General features: G+C 74.3%; 19 protein-coding genes and 1 tRNA gene. 12 read left to right on the top strand and 8 right to left on the bottom strand.

Going from position 1 to position 23521, the window contains the following annotated elements; all coding sequences use genetic code 11:
• The first annotated feature begins 11 nt into the window (after nt 1–11).
• Nucleotides 12–2573 carry a phosphoribosyltransferase gene (locus BS72_RS04545; RefSeq protein ID WP_037906596.1) on the top strand — a complete coding sequence of 854 codons (2562 nt, stop codon included), beginning with the start codon at nt 12–14 and terminating at the stop codon, nt 2571–2573.
• Between the two features lie 5 nt (nt 2574–2578).
• Nucleotides 2579–3415 carry an HAD family hydrolase gene (locus BS72_RS04540; protein WP_037907638.1) on the top strand — a complete coding sequence of 279 codons (837 nt, stop codon included), beginning with the start codon at nt 2579–2581 and terminating at the stop codon, nt 3413–3415.
• Nucleotides 3416–3463: 48 nt separating this feature from the next.
• Here the strand turns inward: BS72_RS04540 and BS72_RS04535 are convergent, their stop codons facing one another.
• Entirely contained in the window at nt 3464–4093 is a 630-nt protein-coding gene (locus tag BS72_RS04535; protein WP_037906593.1) for a nucleoside/nucleotide kinase family protein, read from the bottom strand.
• 38 nt (nt 4094–4131) lie between these two features.
• Here BS72_RS04535 and BS72_RS04530 point away from each other — a divergent pair, with 38 nt between their 5' ends.
• Nucleotides 4132–4791, top strand: a complete 660-nt coding sequence (locus BS72_RS04530; RefSeq protein WP_037906592.1) for an O-methyltransferase — start codon at nt 4132–4134, stop codon at nt 4789–4791.
• A gap of 284 nt (nt 4792–5075) precedes the next feature.
• Nucleotides 5076–5297, top strand: a complete 222-nt coding sequence (locus tag BS72_RS04525; protein WP_037907636.1) for an FmdB family zinc ribbon protein — start codon at nt 5076–5078, stop codon at nt 5295–5297.
• 224 nt (nt 5298–5521) lie between these two features.
• Here BS72_RS04525 and BS72_RS04520 read toward each other — a convergent pair whose 3' ends face one another.
• Nucleotides 5522–6796, bottom strand: a complete 1275-nt coding sequence (locus BS72_RS04520) for an MFS transporter (protein ID WP_232792209.1) — start codon at nt 6794–6796, stop codon at nt 5522–5524.
• 201 nt (nt 6797–6997) lie between these two features.
• On the opposite strand from BS72_RS04520, the gene BS72_RS04515 reads away from it, so the two are divergent.
• On the top strand, nt 6998–7924 hold the full coding sequence (locus BS72_RS04515) for a LysR family transcriptional regulator (RefSeq protein ID WP_037906590.1): 927 nt from the start codon (nt 6998–7000) through the stop codon (nt 7922–7924).
• 138 nt (nt 7925–8062) lie between these two features.
• On the opposite strand, the gene BS72_RS04510 is transcribed toward BS72_RS04515, so the two are convergent.
• On the bottom strand, nt 8063–9304 hold the full coding sequence (locus BS72_RS04510) for a hypothetical protein (protein WP_037906587.1): 1242 nt from the start codon (nt 9302–9304) through the stop codon (nt 8063–8065).
• A 232-nt stretch (nt 9305–9536) separates the two neighbouring features.
• On the opposite strand from BS72_RS04510, the gene BS72_RS04505 reads away from it, so the two are divergent.
• Together BS72_RS04505 and BS72_RS36285 are read left to right on the top strand one after the other, a co-directional pair.
• Nucleotides 9537–9608, top strand: a tRNA-Val gene (locus BS72_RS04505).
• Nucleotides 9609–10243: 635 nt separating this feature from the next.
• Nucleotides 10244–10474 carry a hypothetical protein gene (locus BS72_RS36285; RefSeq protein ID WP_157856147.1) on the top strand — a complete coding sequence of 77 codons (231 nt, stop codon included), beginning with the start codon at nt 10244–10246 and terminating at the stop codon, nt 10472–10474.
• A 294-nt stretch (nt 10475–10768) separates the two neighbouring features.
• On the opposite strand, the gene BS72_RS04500 is transcribed toward BS72_RS36285, so the two are convergent.
• Complete coding sequence (locus BS72_RS04500; protein ID WP_198545755.1) at nt 10769–11680, bottom strand: hypothetical protein; 912 nt, start codon at nt 11678–11680, stop codon at nt 10769–10771.
• Nucleotides 11681–13341: 1661 nt separating this feature from the next.
• Between BS72_RS04500 and BS72_RS36280 the strand changes: the two genes are divergently transcribed.
• Nucleotides 13342–13530, top strand: coding sequence for a hypothetical protein (locus BS72_RS36280; protein ID WP_157856146.1), 189 nt, complete (start codon nt 13342–13344; stop codon nt 13528–13530).
• A gap of 21 nt (nt 13531–13551) precedes the next feature.
• A complete protein-coding gene (locus tag BS72_RS04490) occupies nt 13552–14310 on the top strand; it encodes a bestrophin-like domain (protein ID WP_037906585.1) in 759 nt (252 codons plus the stop codon).
• Between the two features lie 502 nt (nt 14311–14812).
• Here BS72_RS04490 and BS72_RS04485 read toward each other — a convergent pair.
• Entirely contained in the window at nt 14813–16234 is a 1422-nt protein-coding gene (locus BS72_RS04485; RefSeq protein ID WP_037906582.1) for a family 2B encapsulin nanocompartment shell protein, read from the bottom strand.
• Nucleotides 16235–16643: 409 nt separating this feature from the next.
• Nucleotides 16644–17492, bottom strand: a complete 849-nt coding sequence (locus BS72_RS04480) for a DedA family protein (protein ID WP_078901004.1) — start codon at nt 17490–17492, stop codon at nt 16644–16646.
• A 903-nt stretch (nt 17493–18395) separates the two neighbouring features.
• Here BS72_RS04480 and BS72_RS04475 point away from each other — a divergent pair.
• Nucleotides 18396–18977: a TMEM165/GDT1 family protein gene (locus tag BS72_RS04475; RefSeq protein WP_037906579.1), complete on the top strand. Its 582-nt coding sequence runs from the start codon at nt 18396–18398 to the stop codon at nt 18975–18977.
• Nucleotides 18978–19197: 220 nt separating this feature from the next.
• Here the strand turns inward: BS72_RS04475 and BS72_RS04470 are convergent, their stop codons facing one another.
• Nucleotides 19198–19881 carry an HAD-IA family hydrolase gene (locus BS72_RS04470; protein ID WP_232792208.1) on the bottom strand — a complete coding sequence of 228 codons (684 nt, stop codon included), beginning with the start codon at nt 19879–19881 and terminating at the stop codon, nt 19198–19200.
• 305 nt (nt 19882–20186) lie between these two features.
• On the opposite strand from BS72_RS04470, the gene BS72_RS04465 reads away from it, so the two are divergent.
• Together BS72_RS04465 and BS72_RS04460 are read left to right on the top strand one after the other, a co-directional pair.
• Nucleotides 20187–20813 (top strand): hypothetical protein, encoded by a 627-nt coding sequence (locus BS72_RS04465; RefSeq protein WP_037906574.1) that lies wholly within the window; start codon nt 20187–20189, stop codon nt 20811–20813.
• A gap of 167 nt (nt 20814–20980) precedes the next feature.
• Nucleotides 20981–21715 carry a DUF4230 domain-containing protein gene (locus BS72_RS04460; RefSeq protein WP_078901003.1) on the top strand — a complete coding sequence of 245 codons (735 nt, stop codon included), beginning with the start codon at nt 20981–20983 and terminating at the stop codon, nt 21713–21715.
• 65 nt (nt 21716–21780) lie between these two features.
• On the opposite strand, the gene BS72_RS04455 is transcribed toward BS72_RS04460, so the two are convergent.
• Nucleotides 21781–22848 (bottom strand): peptidoglycan-binding domain-containing protein, encoded by a 1068-nt coding sequence (locus tag BS72_RS04455; protein ID WP_157856145.1) that lies wholly within the window; start codon nt 22846–22848, stop codon nt 21781–21783.
• Between the last annotated feature and the right edge of the window lie 673 nt (nt 22849–23521).

Raw genomic sequence — 23521 nt, 5'->3', positions numbered from 1 at the left:
AAGCCCGCCTGATGCCACCGACCACCCCCTGGACCGGCCAGTGGGTCGCCGACCGCCTCGGCGTCGCCCTGCACGGCGACGGCCTCGCCGACCTGCTCGGCCTGGCGCTGCGGCGCAACCCCAAGCGGGCCCACCTCCTGGTCTCGAACGTGCTGGGCAAGCACGTACCGCAGTGCCCGGCCACGATCCTCGACCACGCCGCCGGCCTCGGCCGCCAGGTGGCCGAGCTGCTCGGCGAGGACGCCGCCGACGCCGTCGTCCTCGGCTACGCCGAGACCGCCACCGGCCTCGGCCACGGGGTCGCCGACGGCCTCGGCCACGTGCCCTACCTGCACTCCACCCGCCGGGAGGTGCCCGGCTCCGCCCCCTACGGCGGGTTCGAGGAGGAGCACAGCCACGCCACCAGCCACCTGCTGCTGCCCGCCGACCCCGGGCTGCTGTCCGGCCCCGGCCCGCTGGTCCTGGTGGACGACGAACTCTCCACCGGGCGCACCATCGTCAACACCCTCACCGCCCTGCACGCGGTGAGCCCGCACCGCCGCTACGTCGTGGCCGCCCTCACCGACCTGCGCGGCCCCGCCGACCGGGCCGCGCTGGACGCGCTCGCCGAGCGGCTCGGCACCCGGGTGGACGTGGTGGCGCTGGCCACCGGCTCGGTGACGCTGCCCGAGGGCGTCCTCGCCGCCGGACAGGCCCTGGTGGCCGCCCACGAAGGCGTGCGGGACGCCCCGCCCGCCGCCGCCCGCGCCGCCGCCCCGGTCCGGGTCGGGCTCGGCTGGCCCGCCGGGCTGCCCGACGGCGGCCGGCACGGCTTCCTGCCCGCCCACGCCCGCGCGCTGGACGCCGCGCTGCCCGCGATGGGCGCCCGGCTCGCCGACGCGCTGCCGGCCGGGGCCCGCACCGTCCTCGTCCTCGGCACCGAGGAGCTGATGTACGCGCCGCAGCGGCTGGCCCGGCAGCTCCAGAGCGAGCTGCGGGACCGGGCCGCCGCGAGCACGGCCGGGGCCGGGGCGCCCGCCGTCCGCTCCTCCACCACCACCCGATCGCCCGTACTGGCCCTGGACGACCCGGGCTACGCCATCCGCAGCCGGATCGTCTTCCCCGCGCACGACGACCCCACCGACGGCGGCAGCCGCGAGCGCTACGCCTACAACGTGCACGGCTTCGACGCCGTGGTGTGCGTGGTGGACTCCGCCGGCGACACCGCCGCCCTGCACGCCCCCGGCGGCCTGCTGGACCGGCTGGCCGCCGCCACCGGCACGGTGCTGCTCGCGGTCGTGCCCTCCCACCGACCGAACGGAACCCCGTCCGCGATGAGCCCGACCCCGGCGCCTGCCGCCGAGCGGCTGACCCCGTCCCGTGCCGTGTCCCCCTCCGCGTCCCCGCCCCGGCCCGAACTGGCCAAGGGGCTCGCCGAACCGCTGCGCGGCCCCGCGTTCTCCTCCTACCGCCCCGACGAGGTCGGCTGGCTGCTCCAGGACCTGTCCGCCGTCCGCCTCGAAGCGCCCGTCGAGGAGCGGGAGGAGGCGGTGCAGCACGGCGGCGCCCACTACGCCGAGTCGCTGCCGGTCGAGTACCAGCCCACCGAGGAGTACCAGGAGCTGTTCCGGGCGGCGCTCGACGCCTCCGCGGCCCGCATCGCCCGCGCGGTCGGCGCCGTCACCGAACTCGTCCTGGACGAGCGGGGACCCGGCGCCGTCCTGGTGTCGCTGGCCCGCGCCGGCACGCCCGTCGGGGTGCTGATGCGCCGCTGGGCCCGGCACGCCCACGGGCTGGAACTGCCGCACTACGCCGTCTCCATCGTGCGCGGTCGCGGCATCGACGCCAACGCGCTGCGCTGGATCGCCGCCCACCACGACCCGGCCGCCGCCGTGTTCGTCGACGGCTGGACCGGCAAGGGCGCGATCACCCGCGAACTGGCCGCCGCACTGGAGGAGTTGCGCGCCGACGGCAACGACTGGGCCGGCGCCTTCGACCCGTCCGTCGCGGTCCTCGCCGACCCCGGCGGCTGCGTCGCCGTGCACGGCACCCGCGAGGACTTCCTGATCCCCTCGGCCTGCCTCAACTCCACCGTCTCCGGGCTGGTCTCGCGCACGGTGCTCCGCGCCGACCTGGTCGGCCCGCACGACTACCACGGCGCGAAGTTCTACCGGGAGCTGGCCGGCGCGGACGTCTCCGAGCGGTTCCTCGACGCCGTCACCGCCGAGTTCGACGCGGTGGCCGGCGCCGTCGCCGCCGACGTCGAGGCGCTGCGCGGACAGGACCGCGCCCCCACCTGGGAGGGCTGGGCCGCCGTCGAGCGGATCAGCCAGGAGTACGGCATCGGCGACGTCAACCTCGTCAAGCCCGGCGTCGGCGAGACCACCCGGGTGCTGCTGCGGCGGGTGCCGTGGAAGATCCTCGCCCGGCGCGGGGCCGGCACCGACCTCGACCACGTCCGGCTGCTCGCCCGGCAGCGGGGGGTGCCCGTCGAGGAGGTGGACGGGCTGCCGTACTCCTGCGTCGGGCTGATCCACCCGCACTACACCCGTGGCGCGACCGGCGTCGACGGCCGGGCGGTGACCTCGAAGTGACCTCCGTGCCGACGACGCCCGCCCGGCCCACCACCGTCGTGGCCAGCGACCTGGACCGCACCCTCGTCTACTCCGCGCCCGCGCTGGCCCTGACCATGCCCGACGAGCACGCGCCCCGGCTGCTGTGCGTCGAGGTGCACGAGGCCCGGCCGCTGTCGTACATGACCGAGACCGCCGCCCGGCTGCTGGCCGAACTCACCGAGACGGTGCGGTTCGTGCCCACCACCACCCGCACCCGCAAGCAGTACCGCCGCATCAACCTGCCGGGCCGGCCGCCTCGTTACGCGATCTGCGCGAACGGCGGCCACCTGCTCGTGGACGGCCGCACCGACCACGACTGGAACGCCGAGATGCGCCGCCGGCTGGACGACGCCTGCGCCCCCCTCGACGAGATCCGCGCCCACCTGGCCGCCACCGCCGACCCCGACTGGCTGCGCAAGGAGCGGATCGCCGAGGACCTCTTCGCCTACCTCGTGGTGGACCGGGAACGGCTCCCCGCCGGCTGGGTCAAGGAGTTCGCCGGATGGGCCGAGGAGCGCGGCTGGACGGTCTCCCTCCAGGGCCGCAAGGTCTACGCGGTGCCGGGGCCGCTGCGCAAGAGCGCCGCGCTGGCCGAGGTGGTCCGCCGCACCGGCGCCCAGCAGGTGCTGGCCGCCGGCGACTCCCTCCTCGACGCCGACCTGCTGCTGGCCGCCGACCACGGCTGGACCCCCGGCCACGGCGAACTCGCCGACACCGGCTGGACCGCCCCGAACGTCACCGCCCTCACCTCGGCCGGCGTCGCGGCCGGTGAGGAGATCCTGCGGCGGATCCTCGTCCGCTCCGCCGAGCAACCCGCCTGACAGAATGAGGATCTGACGGAACGTCGGCTGCGAAATGCCGGCGCTCCGTCAGATCCGTCCGCCGGGCAGGACACGGGAGGAGCGGTCCCGGGTGCGCTCCACCCGCTCGGCGTTGGCGCGTTCGCTGGCCCGGATGAACTCCAGCGCCTCCTCCCGGGTGCGGCCGCCCCGCACGTGCCGGTGCAGCAGCCGCCGCTCCCGCAGCTGCCGGGGCGCGTCCACGTACCACAGCTCGTCCAGCAGACCCCGGACCGGCGCCCAGCCCGGGCCGTCGTCCGCCAGGTAGTTCCCCTCGGTGACGACCAGCCGCGCCGCCGCCGGCACCACCAGGCCCGCCGCCACCGGCTCGTCCAGCGCGCGATCGAAGTCCGGCGCGTAGACGGGCCGGTCGCCGGCCTCGCGGAGCCGGCGCAGCAGGTGCACGTAGCCGTCGGCGTCGAACGTCTCCGGCGCCCCCTTGCGGCCGCGCAGCCCCAGCCGGTCCAGCTGCGCGTTGGCCAGGTGGAAGCCGTCCATCGGCACGTACGCGACCGCCCCCGGCCCGAGCCGTTCGTCCACCCCCGCCACCAGCCGCCGCGCGAGCGTCGACTTGCCGGCGGCGGGCGCACCGGTGAGACCCAGCAGCACCCGCCGCCCTGGGATGCTTTCCACCAGCGCGACCACGTCATCGACGAGCATCCGAACAGCCTAAGCGCCGTTCAGGAAGTAGGGCACTCGTGTACGAGACCAAGAACCCGCCGCTCACGCCGGAGCTGTACGCCTACGTTCTGGAGAGCAACCCGCCGCTGGCCGCCGTCCAGCGCGCCCTGGTGGACACCACCCACGAGCGGCTGCCGCAGGACGCGGGGCTGCAGACCGCCGAGGAGCAGGGGCCGCTGCTGTCCTTCCTCGTCCGGCTCACCGGGGCCCGGCAGATCGTGGAGATCGGCACGTTCACCGGCTTCTCCACGCTGTCCATGGCGCTCGCGCTGCCCGAGGGCGGCCGGGTCACCGCCTGCGACGTCTCCGAGGAGTGGACCGCGATCGGCCGGGCCGCGTGGGCGGAGGCGGGCGTCGCCGACCGGATCGACCTGCGCATCGCGCCGGCCATCGACACGCTGCGCTCGCTGCCCCGCGAGCCCTGGATCGACCTGGTCTTCCTCGACGCGGACAAGGGCGGCTACATCGACTACTGGGAGGAGCTGGTGCCCCGCATGGTGCCGGGCGGGCTGCTGGTCGTCGACAACACGCTCTTCCACGGCCGGGTGACCGACCCGGCGGCGGGCGGCGGGGCGGCGGCCATCCGCGCGTTCAACGCCCACGTGCGGGCGGACGAGCGGGTGGAGGCGGTGCTGCTGACCGTCGCGGACGGGCTGACGCTGGCCCGCCGCCGCTGACGGGACCCCCGGACCCCGGACCCCGGACCCCGGACTTCCGCGTTTCCGGACTTCCGCGTTTCCGGACCCCGGGGCCCCGGACTTCCCGGACGGTCGGCGCGGGTCGGACTTCTCGGACGGTCGGCGCGGTCGGCGCGGTCGGCCGGCGGGCGCCGGGTGAGCGGGGGCCGTGGGCCCTGCCGGTCGGGCTCCGGACGGGCCGGAGGGGGCGCCGTCGCCCGGGTGGGCGCGGGGCTGTGGACAACGTGCGGAGCGAGGACGGCGGTCCGGGCTATCGTGAGGTCATGCCTCGTTACGAATACCGCTGCAAGGCGTGCGGGTCCACCTTCGAGATGCGCCGCCCGATGTCCCAGTCCGACGCGCCCGCGCCCCCCTGCCCGCGCGGCCACAACGACACCGTCAAGCTGCTCTCCACGGTCTCCGTGGGGGTCGGCTCGTCCTCCGACAGCTCCTCCGCCGGCCCCTCGGCGGGCGGCGGCTGCTGTGGCGGGGGCTGCTGCGGCTGAGGTGGGTCGCTGCTGAGTCCGGCGGCGTCAGGGCCCGGCCCGGCCGGGCCCGCGACGTCACCGGGCGGTGGCTTCGTCGGGCCCTGCCTTCGTCGGGCCATGCCTTTCCCGGGCGGTGGCTTCGACGCGCCATGCCTTCGTCGGGCGCGGCTGGACCGGGCCGGGTCGGCGGACAGGCCGGGCCGGGCTCGGGGCTCGGACCCGCTCGCCGGCCCCACGGTCGCTCACGTGCCGAGGGCACCCCGGGCGCGTCCCTCGCGTGCCGTGAAGGCGGCGCAGCACACCAGGGCCAGAGCCGCCAGGGCGGTCAGCAGGACCGGCACCGGCACCGCGACGGAGAGCAGGGCGACGAGGTACGGGGCGAACATGCCCAGGTAGGCGAGGGTCCACAGCAACGCGGTGAGCCTGGCCAGGTGCTCGGGCGGCGCCACGCGGGTCACCTCGGTGAGCCCGAAGGCGAGAGCGAGGCCGTATCCGGCCCCCAGCACGGCCCCCGCCAGCAGCCCGAGTACCGGGTCGGCAGCGGCGGCCGCGCAGGCCGCCAGGGCGAAACCGAGGGCGCTGAGCGCGAGTCCGACCGCCCCCGGGGCGATCCGGTGCCAGGCCGCCAGGCGTCCGACCGCGCGCTGCGCGAGCATGCCGGCGAGCGGGACCACCGCCGTGGCGATGCCGCCGTAGACGGTCTGCCAGCCGCGCAGGTGCCCGTCGACCAGGCCCGGCAGCGTGGCGAACCCGATGGTCGGGGCGGCGAAGACCCAGGGGGCGAAGGCCAGGAAGCGGCGCAGGAAGCGGCCTCGCACCACACGCCAGGCATCCGGGCTCCGACCCGGGAGCGGAAGGACCTCCCGCCGCGGCCGGGTCTCCGGCGCGTGCCGCGCGCCGAGCCAGGCGAGCAGCGCCAGCAGCACGTGCGGCAGGTAGGCGGTCACCAGCGGGTCGGGCGCCCACTGCGCGAGCACGGAGGCGACCAGCCCGCCCGAGGCGAAGCCCAGGGAGACGAACAGCCCCGATCGTTTCGCCGCGCCCCCGGCCGCGCCGTACGGCGGGCTGGACAGCTCCTTGACCCACGCGCCGCCTGCCGCCAGCAGGGCCCCGGCGCCGACGCCAGTGAGGAAGCGGCCCGGGAAGAGCACCGCGGTCCAGTGCGCCCCCGCCATCAGCAGCAGGCTGGAGAACAGGTTCACCGCGAGCGCGACCAGGGCGACCGGGCGGCGGCCGTACCGGTCGGCGAGGGGGCCGCCCACCAGGAGCGCCGGTACGAGACCGAGTACGTACAGGGCGAACAGACCGGTGGTCGCGGAGGCGGACATGCCCAGGTCGCTCCGGTAGACGCCCAGCAGCGCGGAGAACTGGTTGGCGCTCCAGCCGGAGGCCGTCATCATCCAGGCGGCCCGCACCGCGGCGCGGGAGTCCGGCGGGGGAGGGGCGGAGGGGGACGCCGCCGAGGTGTCCGGCGCCGCCGCGGAAGGGCGCCGAAGGCGCGTGTCGTTAGTGAGCACACCTCGGTTGTACGGGGCGCCCGCCGCCGTACGCCGCCCGCGTTCACGATTCGTGAACCCGCCTCGCGCGCCCCCGGCCGGCAGTTGTCGGGCTCGTCGCCGTCGGCCGCCGGGGCCTTCGGCCGGTCGTCCGGCAGGGCCGTGAACTGGGCCTCGGCAGGGCTGTGAGCTGGGCCCCGGCAGGGCCGTAAGCTGGGAAGAGTGGACTTGCGTTTGCTGGCGTCGTTTCTCGCCGTGGTCGAGGAGGGCCACTTCGGGCGGGCGGCCCGCAGGCTCTTCCTCTCCCCGGCCGCCGTCACCCAGCACGTGGCCAGGCTGGAGAACGAGGTGGGCGCCAAGCTGCTGCACCGCGGTCCGCCCGTCACCCCCACGCCCGCCGGCCGGCGGCTGACCGGACACGCTCGCACCCTGCTCGCCACCGCCGACGCCGCCACGGCCGACCTGGCGGAGTTCACCGGCGCCGAGGCGCGGAGCGACCGGCCGTTGCGCGTGGGGATCATGGGCCACGGGTCGGGCGAGCTGACCCCGGCGGTGCTCAACGCCTACCGCCGCGCCCGCCCGCACGTCCGGGTCGAGATCCGCCAGCTGGACTACACCGAACACGCCACCGCCCTGCTCCACGACAGGGTGGACGTGGCCTTCGTCCGCCCTGCTCCGGAGACCCCGGGCATCAGCGCCGACGTGATGACCACCGAGCAGCGCATCATCATCGTCCCCGCCGCCTCGCCGTACGCGGACGCCAGGGACGAGGGCCTGCGCGTCACCGACACCGAGCACCTGCCGTTCTTCCGCGTGCCGGCGCACACGCCGCTCTCCTTCGTGGACTACCTCTACTTCGGCAACGACGCGCCGCGCCGCAGCGTCGACTACGCCTGCACCCCGCAGGAGGTCCTCACCGGCGTCGTCGCGGGCCGTTCGGCGGGCTCCGGCCTGAAGTCCTTCGCCCGGTACTACTCCTGGCCCGGCGCCGTCTACGTGCCCGTGCTGGACGCGCCCTGGGACAGCAGCTACCTCGCCCGCCGCAGCGACCACGCCACCGCCGGGCACCCCGAGGTCGCCGTCTTCCGCGCCCTCGCCGTCGCCCTGGCCCGCGAGCTGGGCCCCCGCGTCGCCGCCGGGAGCCTGTGAGCCCGCGCGTCCTCACCCGTTCGTGGCGTAGTGCCGTTCGTGGCGTCGTGTCCGTCGTGCCGACGCCGACGCCGGCGTGCCGTTCGTGCCGTCACGCCGACGCCGGCGTGCCGTTCGTGCCGCCGTGCCCGTGCGGCCTCAGCGACCGGCGGCCCGGTCCTCGCGGATGACCGCCACCACGCGGTTGGCCGTCTCGCGCACCGCCGCGGTCTCGGTGAGGAAGGCCCAGTAGTCGGGGTGGCGACCCTGGAGCCCGGCCGCGGCGCGGTCCAGCCGGGCCACGGCGTCGTCCAGCGGGCGGGCGTACTTCGGCTCCGCGGTGGCGCGGCCCTGCATGGCCAGCCGCTGCGCGTCCCGGATCGCGAACCGGGTCCGCTCGACCTCGCCGCTCGGGTCCTTGCTGACCTCGTTGAGCTGGCGCAGCCTGTTGCCCGCCGCGCCCACCGCGCCGTCCACGTCGTCCATCAGGGTCCGCACCCGGGACAGCGCCGAGGCCGCCTCCGCCCAGCGCTGCTCCGTACGGGCCCGGCGCCCCTCGGCCAGCGTCTCCTGGGCGTCCCGCACCGCCTGCTCGGCCTGCTGCGGAACGTTCTGCAGATCCTGCCAGCAGGCCGCCGAGAAACGCCGCCGCAGCTCGCTCAGGACGGGCGCCACCCCCTGCGCCCGGGTGCCGAGCGCCTCCACCCGAGTGCGCAGCGACACCAGCCGCCGGTCGATCTCCTCCGCCTGCCGCGGCAGACGTTCGGCCTCGGCCCGGATCGCCTCCGCGGTACGCCGCATCGTGTCGGCGCGCCGCACCGTCTCCTGCACGCCGTGCTGGGAGGCGCCCTCGTTCAGCCGGGTCAGCTCCGGGCCCAGCGCGGCCAGCCGGGCGGCCAGGTCGTCGGCCTTCAGCCCGGCGGCGCGCACGGCGTCCAGCGCCTGGCTCGCGGCCAGCAGCGACTGCTTGGCCTGCTCCCGGGCCGGCGCCAGCCGGGCCAGCTGCGTCTCGGCCTTGCCCAGCAGCGGGGCCAGCCCGGCCTGATAGCGCTCCAGCTCGCCGCGGACGCCGACCAGCTCGTCCTTCGCCCGGGTCAGCTCGGCGCGGGCCTGGACGGCGGCGGTGTGCTCCAAGCCGTCCCAGTCCAGGTCGTGGGCGTCCACGGCGGAGATGTACGCGGCGCTGGCCTTGTCGATCTTCTCCCCGAGCGCGCGGAAGCCGGCCAGCGCGCGGCGGCCCTCCGGGGTGTCATCGACGGCCGAGATCGTCTCGACGGCGATCTCCAGATCCCGCTGCGCGGTGTCCAGCTCGTAGAACGCCTGAGCGGCGGCGTCCTTCGCGGCCTGCGCCTGCGCGCGGGAGTCGTCACCGCGCCGCCACCACGAACGTGCCGTCGTCACCTGGCCTGATCTCCCCGTCTCGCGCCGCGCCGTGCCGTCCCGCCACCGCCACACGCCGTCCCGTGCCGTTTCAGGCCGTTTCGTGCCCCGTCGAGCGCCCGTGCGATGCCGTCGGGTCCATCCTCCCACCCGCCCGGCCCGAACACACGGCCCCCTCGGTCGGCCCGGTCGGCCCCGCCTGTTGCTGACCAGGCCCTGCGGCAAGGTACCCTGTGTCTTCGCAGTCTCCCCCGGGCGTGTAGCTCAGTGGTAGAGCGCCGCCCTTACAAGGCGGATGTCGGCGGTTCGAAACCGTCCACGCCCACAGCAGAACCCCTGGTCAGAGGCCCTTCCGCCGTTCCGGCGGAAGGGCCTCCGGCGTTGCAGTACGCATTCAGTACGGATCAAGCGCGGGGGCGGGCCCGCGAGCCTCCAGGGCCCTCGGTCCGCTGGCGATCGAGTCGGTCGGACCCCGTCCAACCGGTTCGACCCGAGGTGACCGTACGGGTCCGGAGTCGGCGTCGTGGTCGTGTGGCCGACCAGGGTCCGGGCCACCGTCCACGTCGGCTCCGTCGGCGATCATCAGGGACGCGGCAGTGAGGTCTTCTCGGCAACGTAGTGACCGCGCGAGGTGGCCGCTCGCCGTACGTCAGCTGGTGACGCGTGTCAGGGCTGCTCGAAGTTCCCCATGGCTCGCACCACGGTTGCCGCCACGCGAGTTCCCGTGGTGCGATGATGAGCTACCAGGAGGGCTGCGGAGGCGGTTTTGTCGGTGGGCCCATCGGGCGTTCGACGTTCCGTGGAACGGTAAACACAGGGGACGCCATGGGTGGTAGCGGCCGTGTTCCGCCGAACTCTCCATAGGATTGCTCTCTGTCCGACGTGGGCACCGAAAGTCTCATCGGGGTCCGTGGTCTCCGTGATGAGAACCAGAAACCTTCTTTCGGTTAAGGGGACGACATGGTCGGCGAACCACAAGACGATGTTATACGGGAGGAGAAATTCAATCGCATCGCAGTGGCGTGGAGCAAAGGTTTCGCCGTTGCGGCAATCGCTATCATCTTTGTTTACGAAGCGGTGGTGATTGCATTGGCCCCTGCCGGGTGGCATCCGTATCTGGAGCCGTTGTGCCTGGTGCCTGTCTACTTCTTGACCCGCTGGGTGAACAGGCGCCGCCACTCCCGCCTTTGAAATTCAAGCTCTCAGCCTTGGCCCTGCGTCATTGGTGAACAGGCGATACGCGGCCGCGAGATCACCTACGCCTACGATGCGGCCGGGTGGCTGTCTCCCTCGCCTCCGGGGGGGCTCCGGTCCAGGCTGAGTCGAACCAATCGCTCCCGGGTTCATCGGAGAAGCTGGTCCCAGGCTGCATTTGGGAGCGTAAGGGTATATCGCACCGCCGCTGCAGGAGTCTGTCCACGTCAGGTTGCGGGAGCCCGCCCGGCAGCTTCCAGGGGTACGAGCTGCTCGGCCCTGCGTGCCGCCTTATTCGCCCTTTTCCACGCCTTCTTCAGCGGATCCGCCGGTGCTCGGGGAGGGGGAGGCCGGCGGGTGGTGGGGGTGCAGGGAGGAGGGGAGGGGCTTGAGCAGGCTGCACATGGAGGTCGGGAACGCGGGCGCCGCGTGCTGCACGGCCTGGCATCCTCCGGCCGCGCCGTCGGCGATCGGCACCCATCCGGACTTCTCGGCGCGGAAGAACCAGCGGTCGCCGAGCCGGGACGTGCACGCGGGGTTCGTCGTGTCGTCGCCGCACACCGGCCCGGTGCCCCAGGAGAAGTCCATGACCAGCCACTTGGTGGAGCAGTCGGTCGCACCCCGGTAGGTGTGCTCGGGTGCGTCGACGGCGATCAGGGCCTGGTCGTAGGAGTCGGCGGTGCAGCCGGTGGCCGGCGGCGTGCATCCCAGGCGTCCGCACAGCCGCAGCGCCGGCGGCGTCGCACCCGCCGCGGTGAACTGCGTGTGGTCGTCGACGACCAGCTCACGATCTCCCAGGGGGTCGGGCAACGTGACCCGGGTGGTGGCCGCGGCCTCTTCGGTGCAGCCCGAACGGGTGTCGCCGGAAGGCGAGCTGAAGGTGACCTGCACGTGTACGGTGCCGGGCACGGTGCCGTAGATGCCGTCGGTGACGACGGCTTTCAGCCTCCGCACGCAAGGGTGCGGCCCGCTGGGCACCTGGGCGGTCAGGGTCACTGTGCGGAGATCGTCGTCGAGTCGGGCCGCGGTGACGGCGGAGGGTTCGAGCGTGGTCCACGGGATCGGCCCACGCGCCGCAGTCGAGGGCATGCCCGCACCCGCCTGACCGGCCACCTGCGTCCCGCAGGCACCCAGCAGCAGGACGACCACGGCCAGGAACAGCGCGGTCGTGGCTGCCTTTCGCCTCTCGCCAGATCGCCTCAACGTCCAACCCCCTCTGCGAGACGCCCTGTTGCCGGTCACTATAGACGTGACCGGCTGAGTGGCTTCTTGGTGTGGTGGCCGGTCCGGCGGATGGTGCGGCGCGATTCCCGGGGCGCCCTCTCACGGGAGGCTCGGCTCGGTTCCACTGCCATCCGGGGATCGATCCGGTGACTAGCACAACGCCCCCTGCCCTGTTCGAGTTTCGGTACTTCTCGCTCACACCGGGGGGTGATCTGTCCGGTTTGCTGGTGTGTCATCGGCTGGGGCGCGAACCATGGAGGGGTGAGCACATCCTGGGGGAGGCGCGCCCTGATACGGGCGGCGTGCGCCGTGGCCGCGGCAGCGATCACGTGGGGGGCGGGCGGCACGGCCGCCTTCGCGGCCCACCCGCGTCGCTGCGCGGAAGGCGCCCGCGCACCCGCGTTCTGCGCGCCCCGAGCCCCCGTCCGTCCGGCCCGGTCGTCGAGCCGTCGAACTCGTCGACCCAGGCCGCCCCTACCGCGACCTCCGACACCTCTGGTACCTCTAGTGCCTCTGAGGCCACAGAGACCTCAGAGCAGCCGCGATCAGACCGGCAGCATCAACGATCCCGACGTCCCGCCGTCCAGGACGACGCAGGCAGCGCGGGCAACAGCACCTCGGCGTCCGGCAGACACCCGGGCAACCAGGCCACTGGGGGAGCCGGGCCAGGGCACACCGACCGCCCAGGAACGCAGGCGAGTTCCGGTCCGGTTTCGCCGCCGAGCCGTGGCGACGGCTCGGCGGCGGGGCGCCACCACGGCGACCGTCCGGGCAAGGGCTCCGCGTCCGGTGGAACGTCGGCCACCCCGGAGCCGGGCGGCAGCCCCCCGCCCTCCGCCAGTGACAGCCCGACCCCCGGCGACAGCCCGACAGCGGGCCGCGGCGGCGACCCCACTCCTCCCGCGCCGACGGCCGGGGAACCGGCTCCGGCACCGACGGCCACCCCGTCCGGCTCCGGCGTCGGCACCCGTCCGGGTTCCAGGCCGTCCGACCCGTTCCAGCGCCCCGGCACCGGTGCGGGAACCGCGCACCGGCCCGGACGGGGCCCCGGGAACGGGAGCGGCGCGGGCCATCTCGCGAACGGTTCGCCGGGGCACCGCCCTTCGGCCGGGTCACCGGGGCCCGCCGCCCACCCGCCCGGCAACTGGGGGCGGCATCCGGTGTACGGGCCGTGGCCCTGGAACGTGAAGCGCCACCCGGGCAAGCACCGGAGGTGGCCGCTCCCGGTGCCGACGTGCGTGCCGTACGCCAAGTGGACGAAGTGGACGGCCTGGACGACACCGACGGATTGGTCGGTGTGGACGCCCCGGTCATGGCGGGGCGGAACCTCCTGGCCGCTCGACTCCACGTGGCCGTTGGGCCCGTCGTGGTCACCCGGTGCGTCATGGCCGCTGGGGTACTGGTTCCGGCACCACCGCCCGCCGCCCTGTCCGCCGCCGTCGCATCCGAACCCGCCGTCCGCGCCGCCGTCCACGCCCACCCCAACGCCCACACCCACCCCGACACCGAAGCCCACCCCGAAGCCGTCACCCACCCCGGCACCCGTCCGCGCCGTACCGCCCGCGACCCCGGCACCCCGGCCGGCCGCGGCACCGGCGCCGGTCGTGACCTCGCCGGCGCCGCGGCCCGAGCCCCGTCCGGTGGTCACCCCGCCGAAGCCGGTGCCCAGCACGGCGGCGGTGTGGCCGGTCGCCGCGCCCAAGCCGGCCAGTCCACCGCGGCAGGAGGGGCACACCGTGCTGACCACGATGCTGCTCACCACCGTGCCCGCCCTGCTCGCCGTCGCCGTCCTACGGCCCGGCTCGCACACGTACCGCAGAAACCGCTGACTGTAAGGGGGAGTTGACGTCATGTCGCAGTGGTTGGCACTGGTGATCGCGATGGCCGCGGTCTGCGTGGTGGTGATCAGCGTCGTCGTGCTCCGGCACCGCCGGATCGGCGACGACGACGACCCGTCGGAGACGCCCGACGTGATCGAGTACATGGTGATGATGATCGGCGTCGTCTACGCCATCGTGCTGGGCCTGGCCATCGCCGGTGTCTGGGAGGGCCGCGGCTCCGCCCAGGCCGACGTCCAGGCGGAGGCGCAGGCGCTGCACGAGGTGAAGGCGCGCGTCGGGGTCTACCCGGCCCCGGTGCGCGACAAGATCCGTGCCGACGTGGACACGTACACCTCCTACGTGATCCACACCGAGTGGCCGTACATGCGGGACCACGGTGACCTCACGCCGAAGGGGACACGGCTGCTGGCGGCCGTGCGCGAAGACATCGAGCAGTACGACCCGAAGAGCGACCTGGGCCAGCAGGCGTACCAGCCGCTGGTCGACTCGGTCGCCGCGGCCGACCAGGCCCGGACCGCGCGCGGCCAGAGTGCCGGGTCCACCATGCCGGGGGTGGTGTGGTTCGGCCTGATCGTGGGCGCGCTGGTGACCGTGGGGCTGGTCTTCACCCTCCAGATCCGCAGATCCCCGCGGGAGTTGCTGCTGGTGGGGCTCTTCAGCGCGCTGATGGCCTTCCTGCTCTTCCTGATCTGGGACCTCAACGCGCCCTTCGGGACCGGCCTCTCGGTGACTCCGTCGGTGTTCAAGGACGTGGTCCTGCGCCAGTAGGGCGCGTACGGGACGGGGCTGCCGGTCGGACGCCGTCCGGTCCCCGTCCGACGCCTGTCCTCACGGCTGCGGCCCCCGCCATCGGTGGGGGCCGCAGCCGTTCCGGCGCCGCCCTGGGCCCAGAGGGATCGCTCCCGGCACCCTGAGGGTCCGCACTGGACCTGTCGCTGGACCTGTGCGCTGGACCTGTGCGCTGGACCTGTGCGCTGGACCTGTGCGCACCGGTAGTCGGAGAAGCCGGGCGGAACGGCGGTCGGCTCTGTCCGGCCCCGCCGGGCGGCCGGCGACAGGCCCGCCTCGATGGCTCGCTCTGCACCGAGGAGCGGCCTGGAGACGGCAGAGAGCGGCTCCCCCGCCACACGGGCGGGGGAGCCGCTCTCTGCCGTCTCAGTTCGTCTCAGCTCGTCGCGGGGGCGGCCGGGCCGACGGGCGGTCGCGGGGAGGCGGGCGTCCCGTCGGCCCGGGGTTCAGCCCCCGGGCCCGAAGCGCGGGCCCCGGGGGCTCAGCGGCCCCAGTGCGCGACGTTCACGTTCTCCAGGACGCCCAGCGCGTCCGGCACCAGGACCGCGGCGGAGAAGTAGGTGCTCACCAGGTAGTTGATGACGGCCTTCTCGTCGATGCCCATGAAGCGGACGTTCAGCCCCGGCTCGTACTCGTCCGGCAGGCCGGTCTGGTTGAGGCCGATGACGCCCTGGTTGTCCTCGCCGGTACGGATCGCGATGATCGAGCTGGTGCGCTCCTCGGTCACCGGGATCTTGTTGCAGCTCAGGATGGGCACACCGCGCCAGGCCGGGACGGTGGACCCCAGCACCTCCACCGGCTCCGGGTAGATGCCCGCGCGGGTGCACTCGCGGCCGAACGCGGCGATGGTGCGCGGGTGGGCGAGCAGGTAGCGGGTGCCGCGGCGGCGGCTGATCAGCTCGTCCAGGTCGTCCGGCAGCGGCGGGCCGGAGTGCGGCTGGATGCGCTGCTCGTACTCGGCGTTGTTGAGCAGCCCGAACTCCGCGTTGTTGATCAGCTCGTGCTCCTGGCGCTCCCGCAGCGCCTCGACGGTGAGCTTGAGCTGCTGCTCGGTCTGGTTCATCGGCTCGTTGTAGAGGTCCGCGACGCGGGTGTGCACGCGCAGCACCGTCTGGGCCACGCTGAGCTCGTACTCGCGCGGGTTCAGCTCGTAGTCGACGTACGTCGCGGGCAGCTGCGGCTCGCCGGAGTGGCCCGAGGCCAGCTCGATGGCCGCCTCGCCGCGCTTGTTGACCCGCTGCTGGGGGAGTGCCCGCTGGGCGTCGAGGTGCTCACGCAGCGGCGGCGTGGTCTCCAGCACCGACTGGAGGGCGGCCCGGGGCAGCTCCAGCACGGTGGTCGCGGCGGCGGCGCGCGCGGTGAACGTCCAGGTGCCCTCGCCGAGCAGGGCGCTCTCACCGAAGTGGTCGCCGTCGGCGAGCGCGCCCAGCCGGGTCTGCTCGCCGTAGGAGCCCTCGCCGATCTTCTCGACCTTGCCGTGGGCGATGAGGAAGACCGTGTCGGCCGGGGAGCCGGCCTCGGCCAGCACCTCGCCGGGGCCGTACTCGCGCTGGACGAACCGGTTGGCGAGGGCGGTGAGCGCGGCCACGTCGTCGAACGAGCGCAACGAGGCGATCTCGCCGAGCTCCTGCGGGATGACCCTGACCTCGGAGCCGGTCTTCACGAAGGTGACCCGGCCGTCGCCGACGGCGTAGGTGAGCCGTCGGTTGACGCGGTAGGTGCCCGCGGTGACCTGCACCCACGGGAGCACCTTCAACAGCCAGCGCGAGGAGATGCCCTGCATCTGCGGAGCGGACTTGGTGGTGGTCGCCAGGTTGCGTGCGGCGGCCGTGTCCAGACTGGTCCGCGCCCGTTGGTCCTGAGGATCGACGTGTGCGGTGTCCTGTCCCGCATCAACCGACATGGGCTGTCCTTCCCGTCATGAGGTGTTCGGCGCCCATTCTTGTCATCACCCAGGGTGCTGACTATTGCCGGATCGAGTGAGAATACTTTTTGAGAATCGGGAAAGCGGCGCCCCAAGAGTGGCTGCTGCGACGTCCGTACGATCCGTACGAAGAGGCGGCGGTCCTCTCCCGGCTTCCGATCCCGGCTTCCGTTCCCGGCCACCGTTCCCGGACTCCGATCCCGGGCTCCGACCGTGTCCCCGCCGCAGCGCCTGCCCCGGCCCCTGAAACGCCGGAAGCCGGAGCGGGCGCGGGGCCCGTCCGGCTTCATTGGTGGATCGGCTGGTCGGTGAATCGGTCGATCGGCTGGTCGGTGGATCGGCTGCTCGGATCAGCTGAGTGCTGAGGCCGGGTCCGCCGTCGGCTGGATCAGAGCGCCTCGACCACGGGGCCGCGCTCCGGCGGCAGCTGCGGCGGGACGGCGGCGATCTGGGTGACGGGCGTCACCGTCGTCAGGGGCGCGGCCGCGGCGGCCTGCTCCTCGATCGTGCCCGCCGCCCTTGTCGTACCCGGCACGTCCTCCGTGCTTCCGGCGGCGGCAGCGGTGTCCATGAGGGCGGCGGCATCCGTGAGGAGCGCTCCCGGTGCCGGTACGGCCAGGACGGCCGTACCCGCGGCGGCGATGGCCATGCGGCGCTCCCGCCGGAAGACCAGGGCGGCGAACGCGCCCGCGGCCAGCAGTGCCACGAACGACATCGCCGTGCCGAACCAGCTCGCGCCCAGCCACCGGCCGCCGGCCCAGCCCAGGCCCACGCTGTAGGTCGCCCAGCAGAGGCCGGCCAGCGCGGACCACGGCAGGAACTCGCGGGGGCGGCGGCGGGCCGCTCCGGCACCCAGGCTCACCACGCTGCGCCCGGCGGGCGCGAAACGGGCCAGCACCACGAGGGTGCCGCCGCCGCGGTTGAGCACCTGGCCGAGCCGTTCGTGGGCGGCGCGCAGTCGGCGGGAGCCGGCCACCCGGCGGTCGAACCAGTCGCCGCCGCGCCAGGCCAGGCGGTAGGCGAGCAGGTCGCCCGCGCACGAGGCGGTGGCCGCGCAGACCAGCAGCACCGCGATGTCCAGCAGCCCGTCGCGGGCGCCGGTGGAGCCCGCGGTGGCCGCGCTGATCACCAGCACGCCGCTGGGCAGTACCGGCAGGAAGACGTCGAGCAGGACGGACAGGCCGACCAGCACGTAGATCCACGGCCAGTTGAACAGGTTGCCAATGCTGTGCAGCACGTCGTCGCCTCCTGCCCTTCGCCAGTCCAGTCCTGCCGGGGTGTTGCGCTTAGGTCGTGCGGGCCCGTCTGGCGAAAGTGCTCCGGAAACGTCGTCTTCGGAGCCGCGTCAACGAGCGGTGGATCTTCTTCCACCGTCAGCCGTACAGGTTACGCCAGTGCCCGCGGGCGGTTCCGCCCCGGTCGCGTGACGTAGAAGACAGTCACGAAGGGGTCACGGCGGGAATAGCCAGCTGGGAAAGGCGCGGTTCGGCCTCGGCGGGCGGGGTGCGCGATGGCCCTCCGGAGGGCCCGCCGATGGGGGCGCGAACGCCGCCGCGGCCGTACCTGGACCGCCTGTACGGACCTTCTCCGACCGGCTCCGCCCCTCCCCGCCGACCGGGTCCGGTGTGCTCCCTCACATCGTTTCCGCAGGACAGAAAGGGTGCGAACCCTCACGGCGTGCCCTCTGGACGGCCGGCCGCACGGAGGGTAAGGGGGTCCGTCGGCCGACCGTACGGGCGGCGGGAGGAGCGGCCGGGTGCCCGCACGCGGACGGTGACGGCCCGCTCGGCGGCGCGCGGCGGCGGACGTGGGCGACGCGGGTCGTTCGCGGAGGGTGGTGGACACGTCGCATCAGGTGATTGCGGGCCCGGGTGGAAGGGGGTATGCCGTAGGGTGGTGCGCAGCAGAAGGGGAGTAGCTCTTCGCCGGACCGTCGACATACTGCTCGCCGGGTGCGCGTCCTCAAGGGGTCGCGTCCGCCAGGTGGGCCGGCGCCCGGAGGCGGCGCGTTTCGTCGCGCCCGCCAGCGAGACCTTCGGCCGCAGTGTCCTGACGCTGCCGCGGCCGAAGCGTTCCCCGGAGTCGATTTCCGTGGTGCTCTCGGTCGTGGCCGCCCCGACCGAACGAGGAACGACCTTCCGTGCTCAGCATCACCGTCATCGCCGTCTGCTTCGGCGTGATCTTCCTGGCTGAACTGCCCGACAAGACCGCGCTCGCCGGGCTGATTCTCGGTACCCGCTACCGGCCCTCCTACGTCTTCGTCGGCGTCGCCGCCGCGTTCGCCGTCCACGTGGCGCTGGCCATCGCGGCCGGCAGCCTCCTCACCCTGCTGCCGCACCGCTGGGTGCAGGGCGTGGTGGGTGTGCTCTTCCTGGCCGGCGCGGCCATGCTCCTGTTCTCCAAGGGCGAGGAGGAGGAAGAGGTCAAGGCGCCCGCCGACCAGAGCTTCTGGAAGGTCGCGGGGGCGGGCTTCATGTTGATCCTGGTGGCCGAGTTCGGCGACCTCACGCAGATCATGACCGCCAACCTGGCCGCCCGCTACGACAACCCGGTCTCCGTCGCGATCGGCGCGGTACTGGGCCTGTGGGCGGTCGGCGCACTGGGCGTCTTCGGCGGCCGGCTGCTGATGAAGCGGGTCCCGCTGGGCCTGATCACGAAGGCGGCCGCCGCGGTGATGGTCGTGCTGGCCGGCTTCAGCCTCTACGAGGCCGCCGCGGGCTGACGTCGCCCGCCGGACGCACGACGACCCGGCGCCGGCCATGGTTCACCTGCCATGGCCGGCGCCGGGTCGTTTCGCGTGGGGCGGTGCCGATCGTCGGGTGGCGCGTGCCGTCCTATAGGACGGCCGTCCAGGCCCTATAGGACGTACGGCCGCCTTATGGGCCCTGAGTGGGCGGCTCGGCGGCTTCCTATAGAGGACGTACTGCGCGGTGAAGGACGTACTACGCGGTGACAGTGACGATGAGGGTCCCGTCCGGCGCCGCCTCGACGCGGACGGCTTCCAGCGAGGGCGCGTGCGCGTCGGGGGCCAGGGCCGCGGCGCGCGGGCCGACGCCCACCACGCGCACACCGGCCGCCCGGCCGGCCGCGATGCCCGCCTCGGAGTCCTCGAAGACCAGGCAGTCCTCGGGCGGGAAGCCGAGTTCGGCGGCGCCCTTGAGGAAGCCCTCGGGGTCCGGCTTGCTGGCGCTGACGGACTCCGCGGTGATCCGGACCCGCGGCATGGGCAGCTCGGCCGCGTCCATGCGCGCCGTGGCCAGCGCCTCGCTCGCCGAGGTGACCAGCGCGTGCGGGCGGCCCTGGAGGGCGGCGAGGAAGGCGGGGGCGCCCGGGACGGGGACGACGCCGTCGGTGTCGGCGGTCTCCTCGGCCTGGAGCACGGCGTTCTCGGCGAGGTTCTCGGCCATCGGGCGGTCCGGCAGGAGCACGGCCATCGTGGCGTAGCCCTGGCGGCCGTGGACGATGGACATCACGTGGTCGTGGTCAAGGCCGTGCTTGTCGGCCCAGCGCAGCCAGCAGCGCTCCACGACGGCGTCGGAGTTCACCAGGGTGCCGTCCATGTCGAGCAGCAGTCCACGGACGCGGAACTCGGTGGACGTGGGCTTGGGCATGGGCGTGGACGTCATTTTCGCGGCTCCATCAGGCTCTCTGCGACTGGTCCTCCCGCCGGGGCGGCGCCCCGCGACGCGGTGGGCGCTGAGCGCGCCCGTGCGGCGTCGGCGTCGGCGTCGGCGCCGGTCGTGGCGGCGGGGCCGACCCGAACCCGCCGGCGTCCCGGGCGCCGTGCTGCGCTCCGGACGTGGCGGGCCGGTTCGGCCCCGTGCGTCGTACTCCATGGTCCCGCCCGCGGGTCAGGGTGAGCGGGCGGAACCACTTTGTTTCTCAACGGTACAAAAGATCGGGCGGCGACGCCAGCCCTAGACTCGCCGCCATGCCGACGGAACCCTTCGGGCCGGCCCACTTCCAGCTGGTGCTGCTGCGGCGGATGGCCGACCACAACCCCGGGCTCGTCGAGGACGCCCTGCGCGCTCTCGGCGCCACCCGGACGGAGCTGCGCGAGGCGCACCGCAGGTGGCAGGCGCGGCTGCACGCCCGCGGCTTCCCCCGTGGCGAGGCCCGCTACCGCACCGCCCTCGGCCCGCCCGAGCAGGTGCGGCGCCGCCGGGTGGGCGACGTCGAGCTGCGCTCGGCGCTGTGGCCGGTGCCGCTCTGGCCCGACCTGCGGTTCGAGGTGGTGACGGCGCCCGGCGGCGCCGCCGTGCTGAACGAGTCGCTGGTCCGGGCGCCGGGGGAGCCGCCGCCACCGCTGCGCTCCCTGGACGACCTCACCCCCTGGTCCTGCGTCATCGACGACGCGGCCCGGGCCTTCGCCCCCGCCGTGCCGCTGCCGCCGGACGCGCCGACCCGCGCGCGCCTCGCCCTGACCCCGCCACCCGGCTCCGGCCTGCCGCCGGAGCCCGCGCCCAACGCCGGCTCCGGCGGCGGGCCCGGCCGCGTGGTGGCCCACTTCACGTGGGGGCTGCTCCAGTTCGTGGAAGGCGTACCGCACCTGGGCTGAGGACCGCGGGGGTGCTGAGGCGGCCGGACCCGGGCGCTGAGGCGGTCCGCGGTTCGGCCCTGGCGTGCCGGACATCCCCATCGGGTCCTGTAATGGCGGGAGTTGGGGGTTTCTGGGGCCCATGACGCGGGCCGGCCGGGGTAGCCGAGCCCGTGAGGAGGTGTGTCATGGAGACGCAACAGGTCGGGGTGGTGCGCACCACACCGTGGTGGGCGCGGATCGTCGTCGGCGTGGTCGTGCTGGGCTTGCTGTTCTTCCTCCTGGGCAGGGCGGACCTCCTGCCCGGCATCCCCAACCCGTTCGCGGAGAAGACCGACGTCCGCAGCGGGCCGGTGGTGTTGAAGTCCATCCAGGACATGAACCGCTTCGAGGGCGCCAGCGGCAACTTCGAGGTGGTGGTGGACCTGGACAAGGACGCGAAGTTCCTGCCGGACGCGGTCCGCGGCAAGCGCACCCTCTACGTCGGGGCGGGCAGCGTGGACGCGTACGTCGACTTCGGCAAGGTCGGGTCCGGGGCCGTGCAGGTCTCCGGTGACCGGAGGAGCGCCACGATCCGACTGCCGCACGCGGCGCTGGAGCGGGCCTCGCTCGACCCGAAGAACTCATACGTGGTCTCGCAGCAGCGCGGCTTCTTCGACCGGGTCGGCGACTTCTTCAGCGGAAACCCCGGCAACACGCAGCAGCTCAACGTGCTGGCCGCGCAGAAGATCCAGGACGCCGCCAAACAGACGAACCTGGCAGGCCGGGCCGAGACCAACACCCGCGGCATGCTGACGCGGATGCTGACCTCGCTGGGCTTCGACAAGGTGACCGTGGTCTTCGGCCCGGCCCCGAACGCGCCAAGCCCGTCGCCGAGTTCGTCGGGTTCCGCACCGAAGCCGTCGCCGTCCAAGGCATCATAGGGCGGCGTAGGGCGGCGTAGGGGCGGCGTGGAGCGCCGTGGAGCGGCGTGAGGCCGCGCGGGTCGTCAGGAGGTCAGGGACCTCAGCGTCGCGCGGGTGTTCGGCCCGGCCTCGCCGATCGGCGTGCCCGTGTCCAGATCGTCCACGTCGTACTGGTGTTGGAACCTGGCCACGGCCCGCTCCACCTCGTGGTCGTAGTCGCCGTCGACCCTGCCGTCGTATATCCCCAGGTCGGACAGGCGCCGTTGGAGGTCGGCCACGGCCCTGCCGGAGTCGCCCTGGCTGAGCACCTGCTCGTCGGAGTGCTGGGAGCCGTCTCCCGCGTCGGAGGTCGGCTCGGTGGTCGGCTCGGTGCTGGGCGTCGTCGTGGTCGTGGCCGTGGCGGTCGCCGTGGCCTGCGGTGTCGAGGTGCTGGTTGCCGTCGGGGTCGAGGCCGGGGTGGAGGACACCTTGCCCGACGGGGTGGCCGAGGCGGTGGGCGTGGTGGACGGCGCCGGGGTCGTCGTGGGCGGCGGCGTGCCGGGCGTGGTCCCGCCGTTGTCGGCGTGCGGGGAGGCGGAGGCGTCCGGCGGCAGCGTCACATCGGGCACCGCGGAGGTGCGGTCCGGTACGGCCAGGTCGGTCGGGGCCCGATCGTTGCCCAGGACCTGCCCGGTCACCGCCGCCGCGCCCGCGGCCAGCGCGCCCGCGGCGACCGCCGCGGCGGCCACAATGCGGCGCCGGCGCCTCCGGTGCCGGCCCCGCGCGGCGGTGTCGCGGGCCTCGTCGGCGGAGAGCGCGTCGCCGGACGGCCCGACCGGCGGGTACGCGAAGCCGGAGTACCCCTCGTCCCCCGGGCGCGCTGCGGCCGCCGCGGCCGCGGCCGGGAAGAGCCGCCGGTCCGCGGTGGCCGGTCCGCGGTGGCCGGGGCCGCCCTGGATGATCGGCAGCCGGTCGGTCGTCTCGGCGTCCATGACCTCCGGCCTGCCGACGTAGGGGCGCAGCCACAGCGGGTGGAAGCCCTCGGCGGCGGCCACTGCGGCGGCGCGCTGAGCGGCGCGCGCGGCGGCGCGGGGGTCTGCGGCGTGGTCCTCGTCCGGGGCGGGACCTTGTGCGGCGTCGGAGCCTGGGGTGGACGTGGCGGCCGGCAGCATGCGGGGGCCCCCGGCGCCCGCGGGTATCAGCGGTCCGGCCGGGGTCCGGCCGGGGCCTCCGCCGTGCTGGGCTTCCGGCGCCGGGGTGCGCCCCTGGGCGGGTACGGGGATCAGGCCGTGCGGCGAGGCGGGGCCGGTCGGCGGCCTGGTCGGAGGGCCGGGCTGGGGGGTCGCGCGGCCGGTCGGACCGGGCGGAGTGGCGGTCACGGGGCGGGCCGGGGGCGGGACGGGGCTCCGGCCGGCCCGCATCGGGCCGGCCACCGCGGCGCCCTTGCCTGCCGGGTCGCCGGCCTCGGCGGTCACCCGTACGACGAGCAGCTGGGTCGTGGGCGTGTCGTCCCCGCCCGCCGTCGGGGCCGGTCCGGGCCGGGGCGAGGGGGAGCCCGTCGAGCCGGGGGAGCCGTCGGAGGAGGGTTCGGGGGTGCCAGGGCGATCGGTGGGGCTGCCGGGACCGTACGCAGGGCCCGAGGGCTGCCTGCGCCCCTTCGCCCGGCCACCTTTGTTCTTCGGCGTCACTGGACCCCTCCCGCCGTCGCTCGCCGACCGCCCACCCCTTGGGTGCGATCTGTGCGAAGCCAGACCCGATTATGCCGATCAGGTGGGGATGCGGCACGCCTCCCCCGCACTCCGCTGGCAGACTCCATACGCCATAACGGGACAAATGGTGCGAACA

This window comes from Actinacidiphila yeochonensis CN732, assembly GCF_000745345.1.
GTDB classification, from domain to species: Bacteria; Actinomycetota; Actinomycetes; order Streptomycetales; family Streptomycetaceae; genus Actinacidiphila; species Actinacidiphila yeochonensis.
This window is presented reverse-complemented; position numbering and strand designations above follow the sequence as displayed.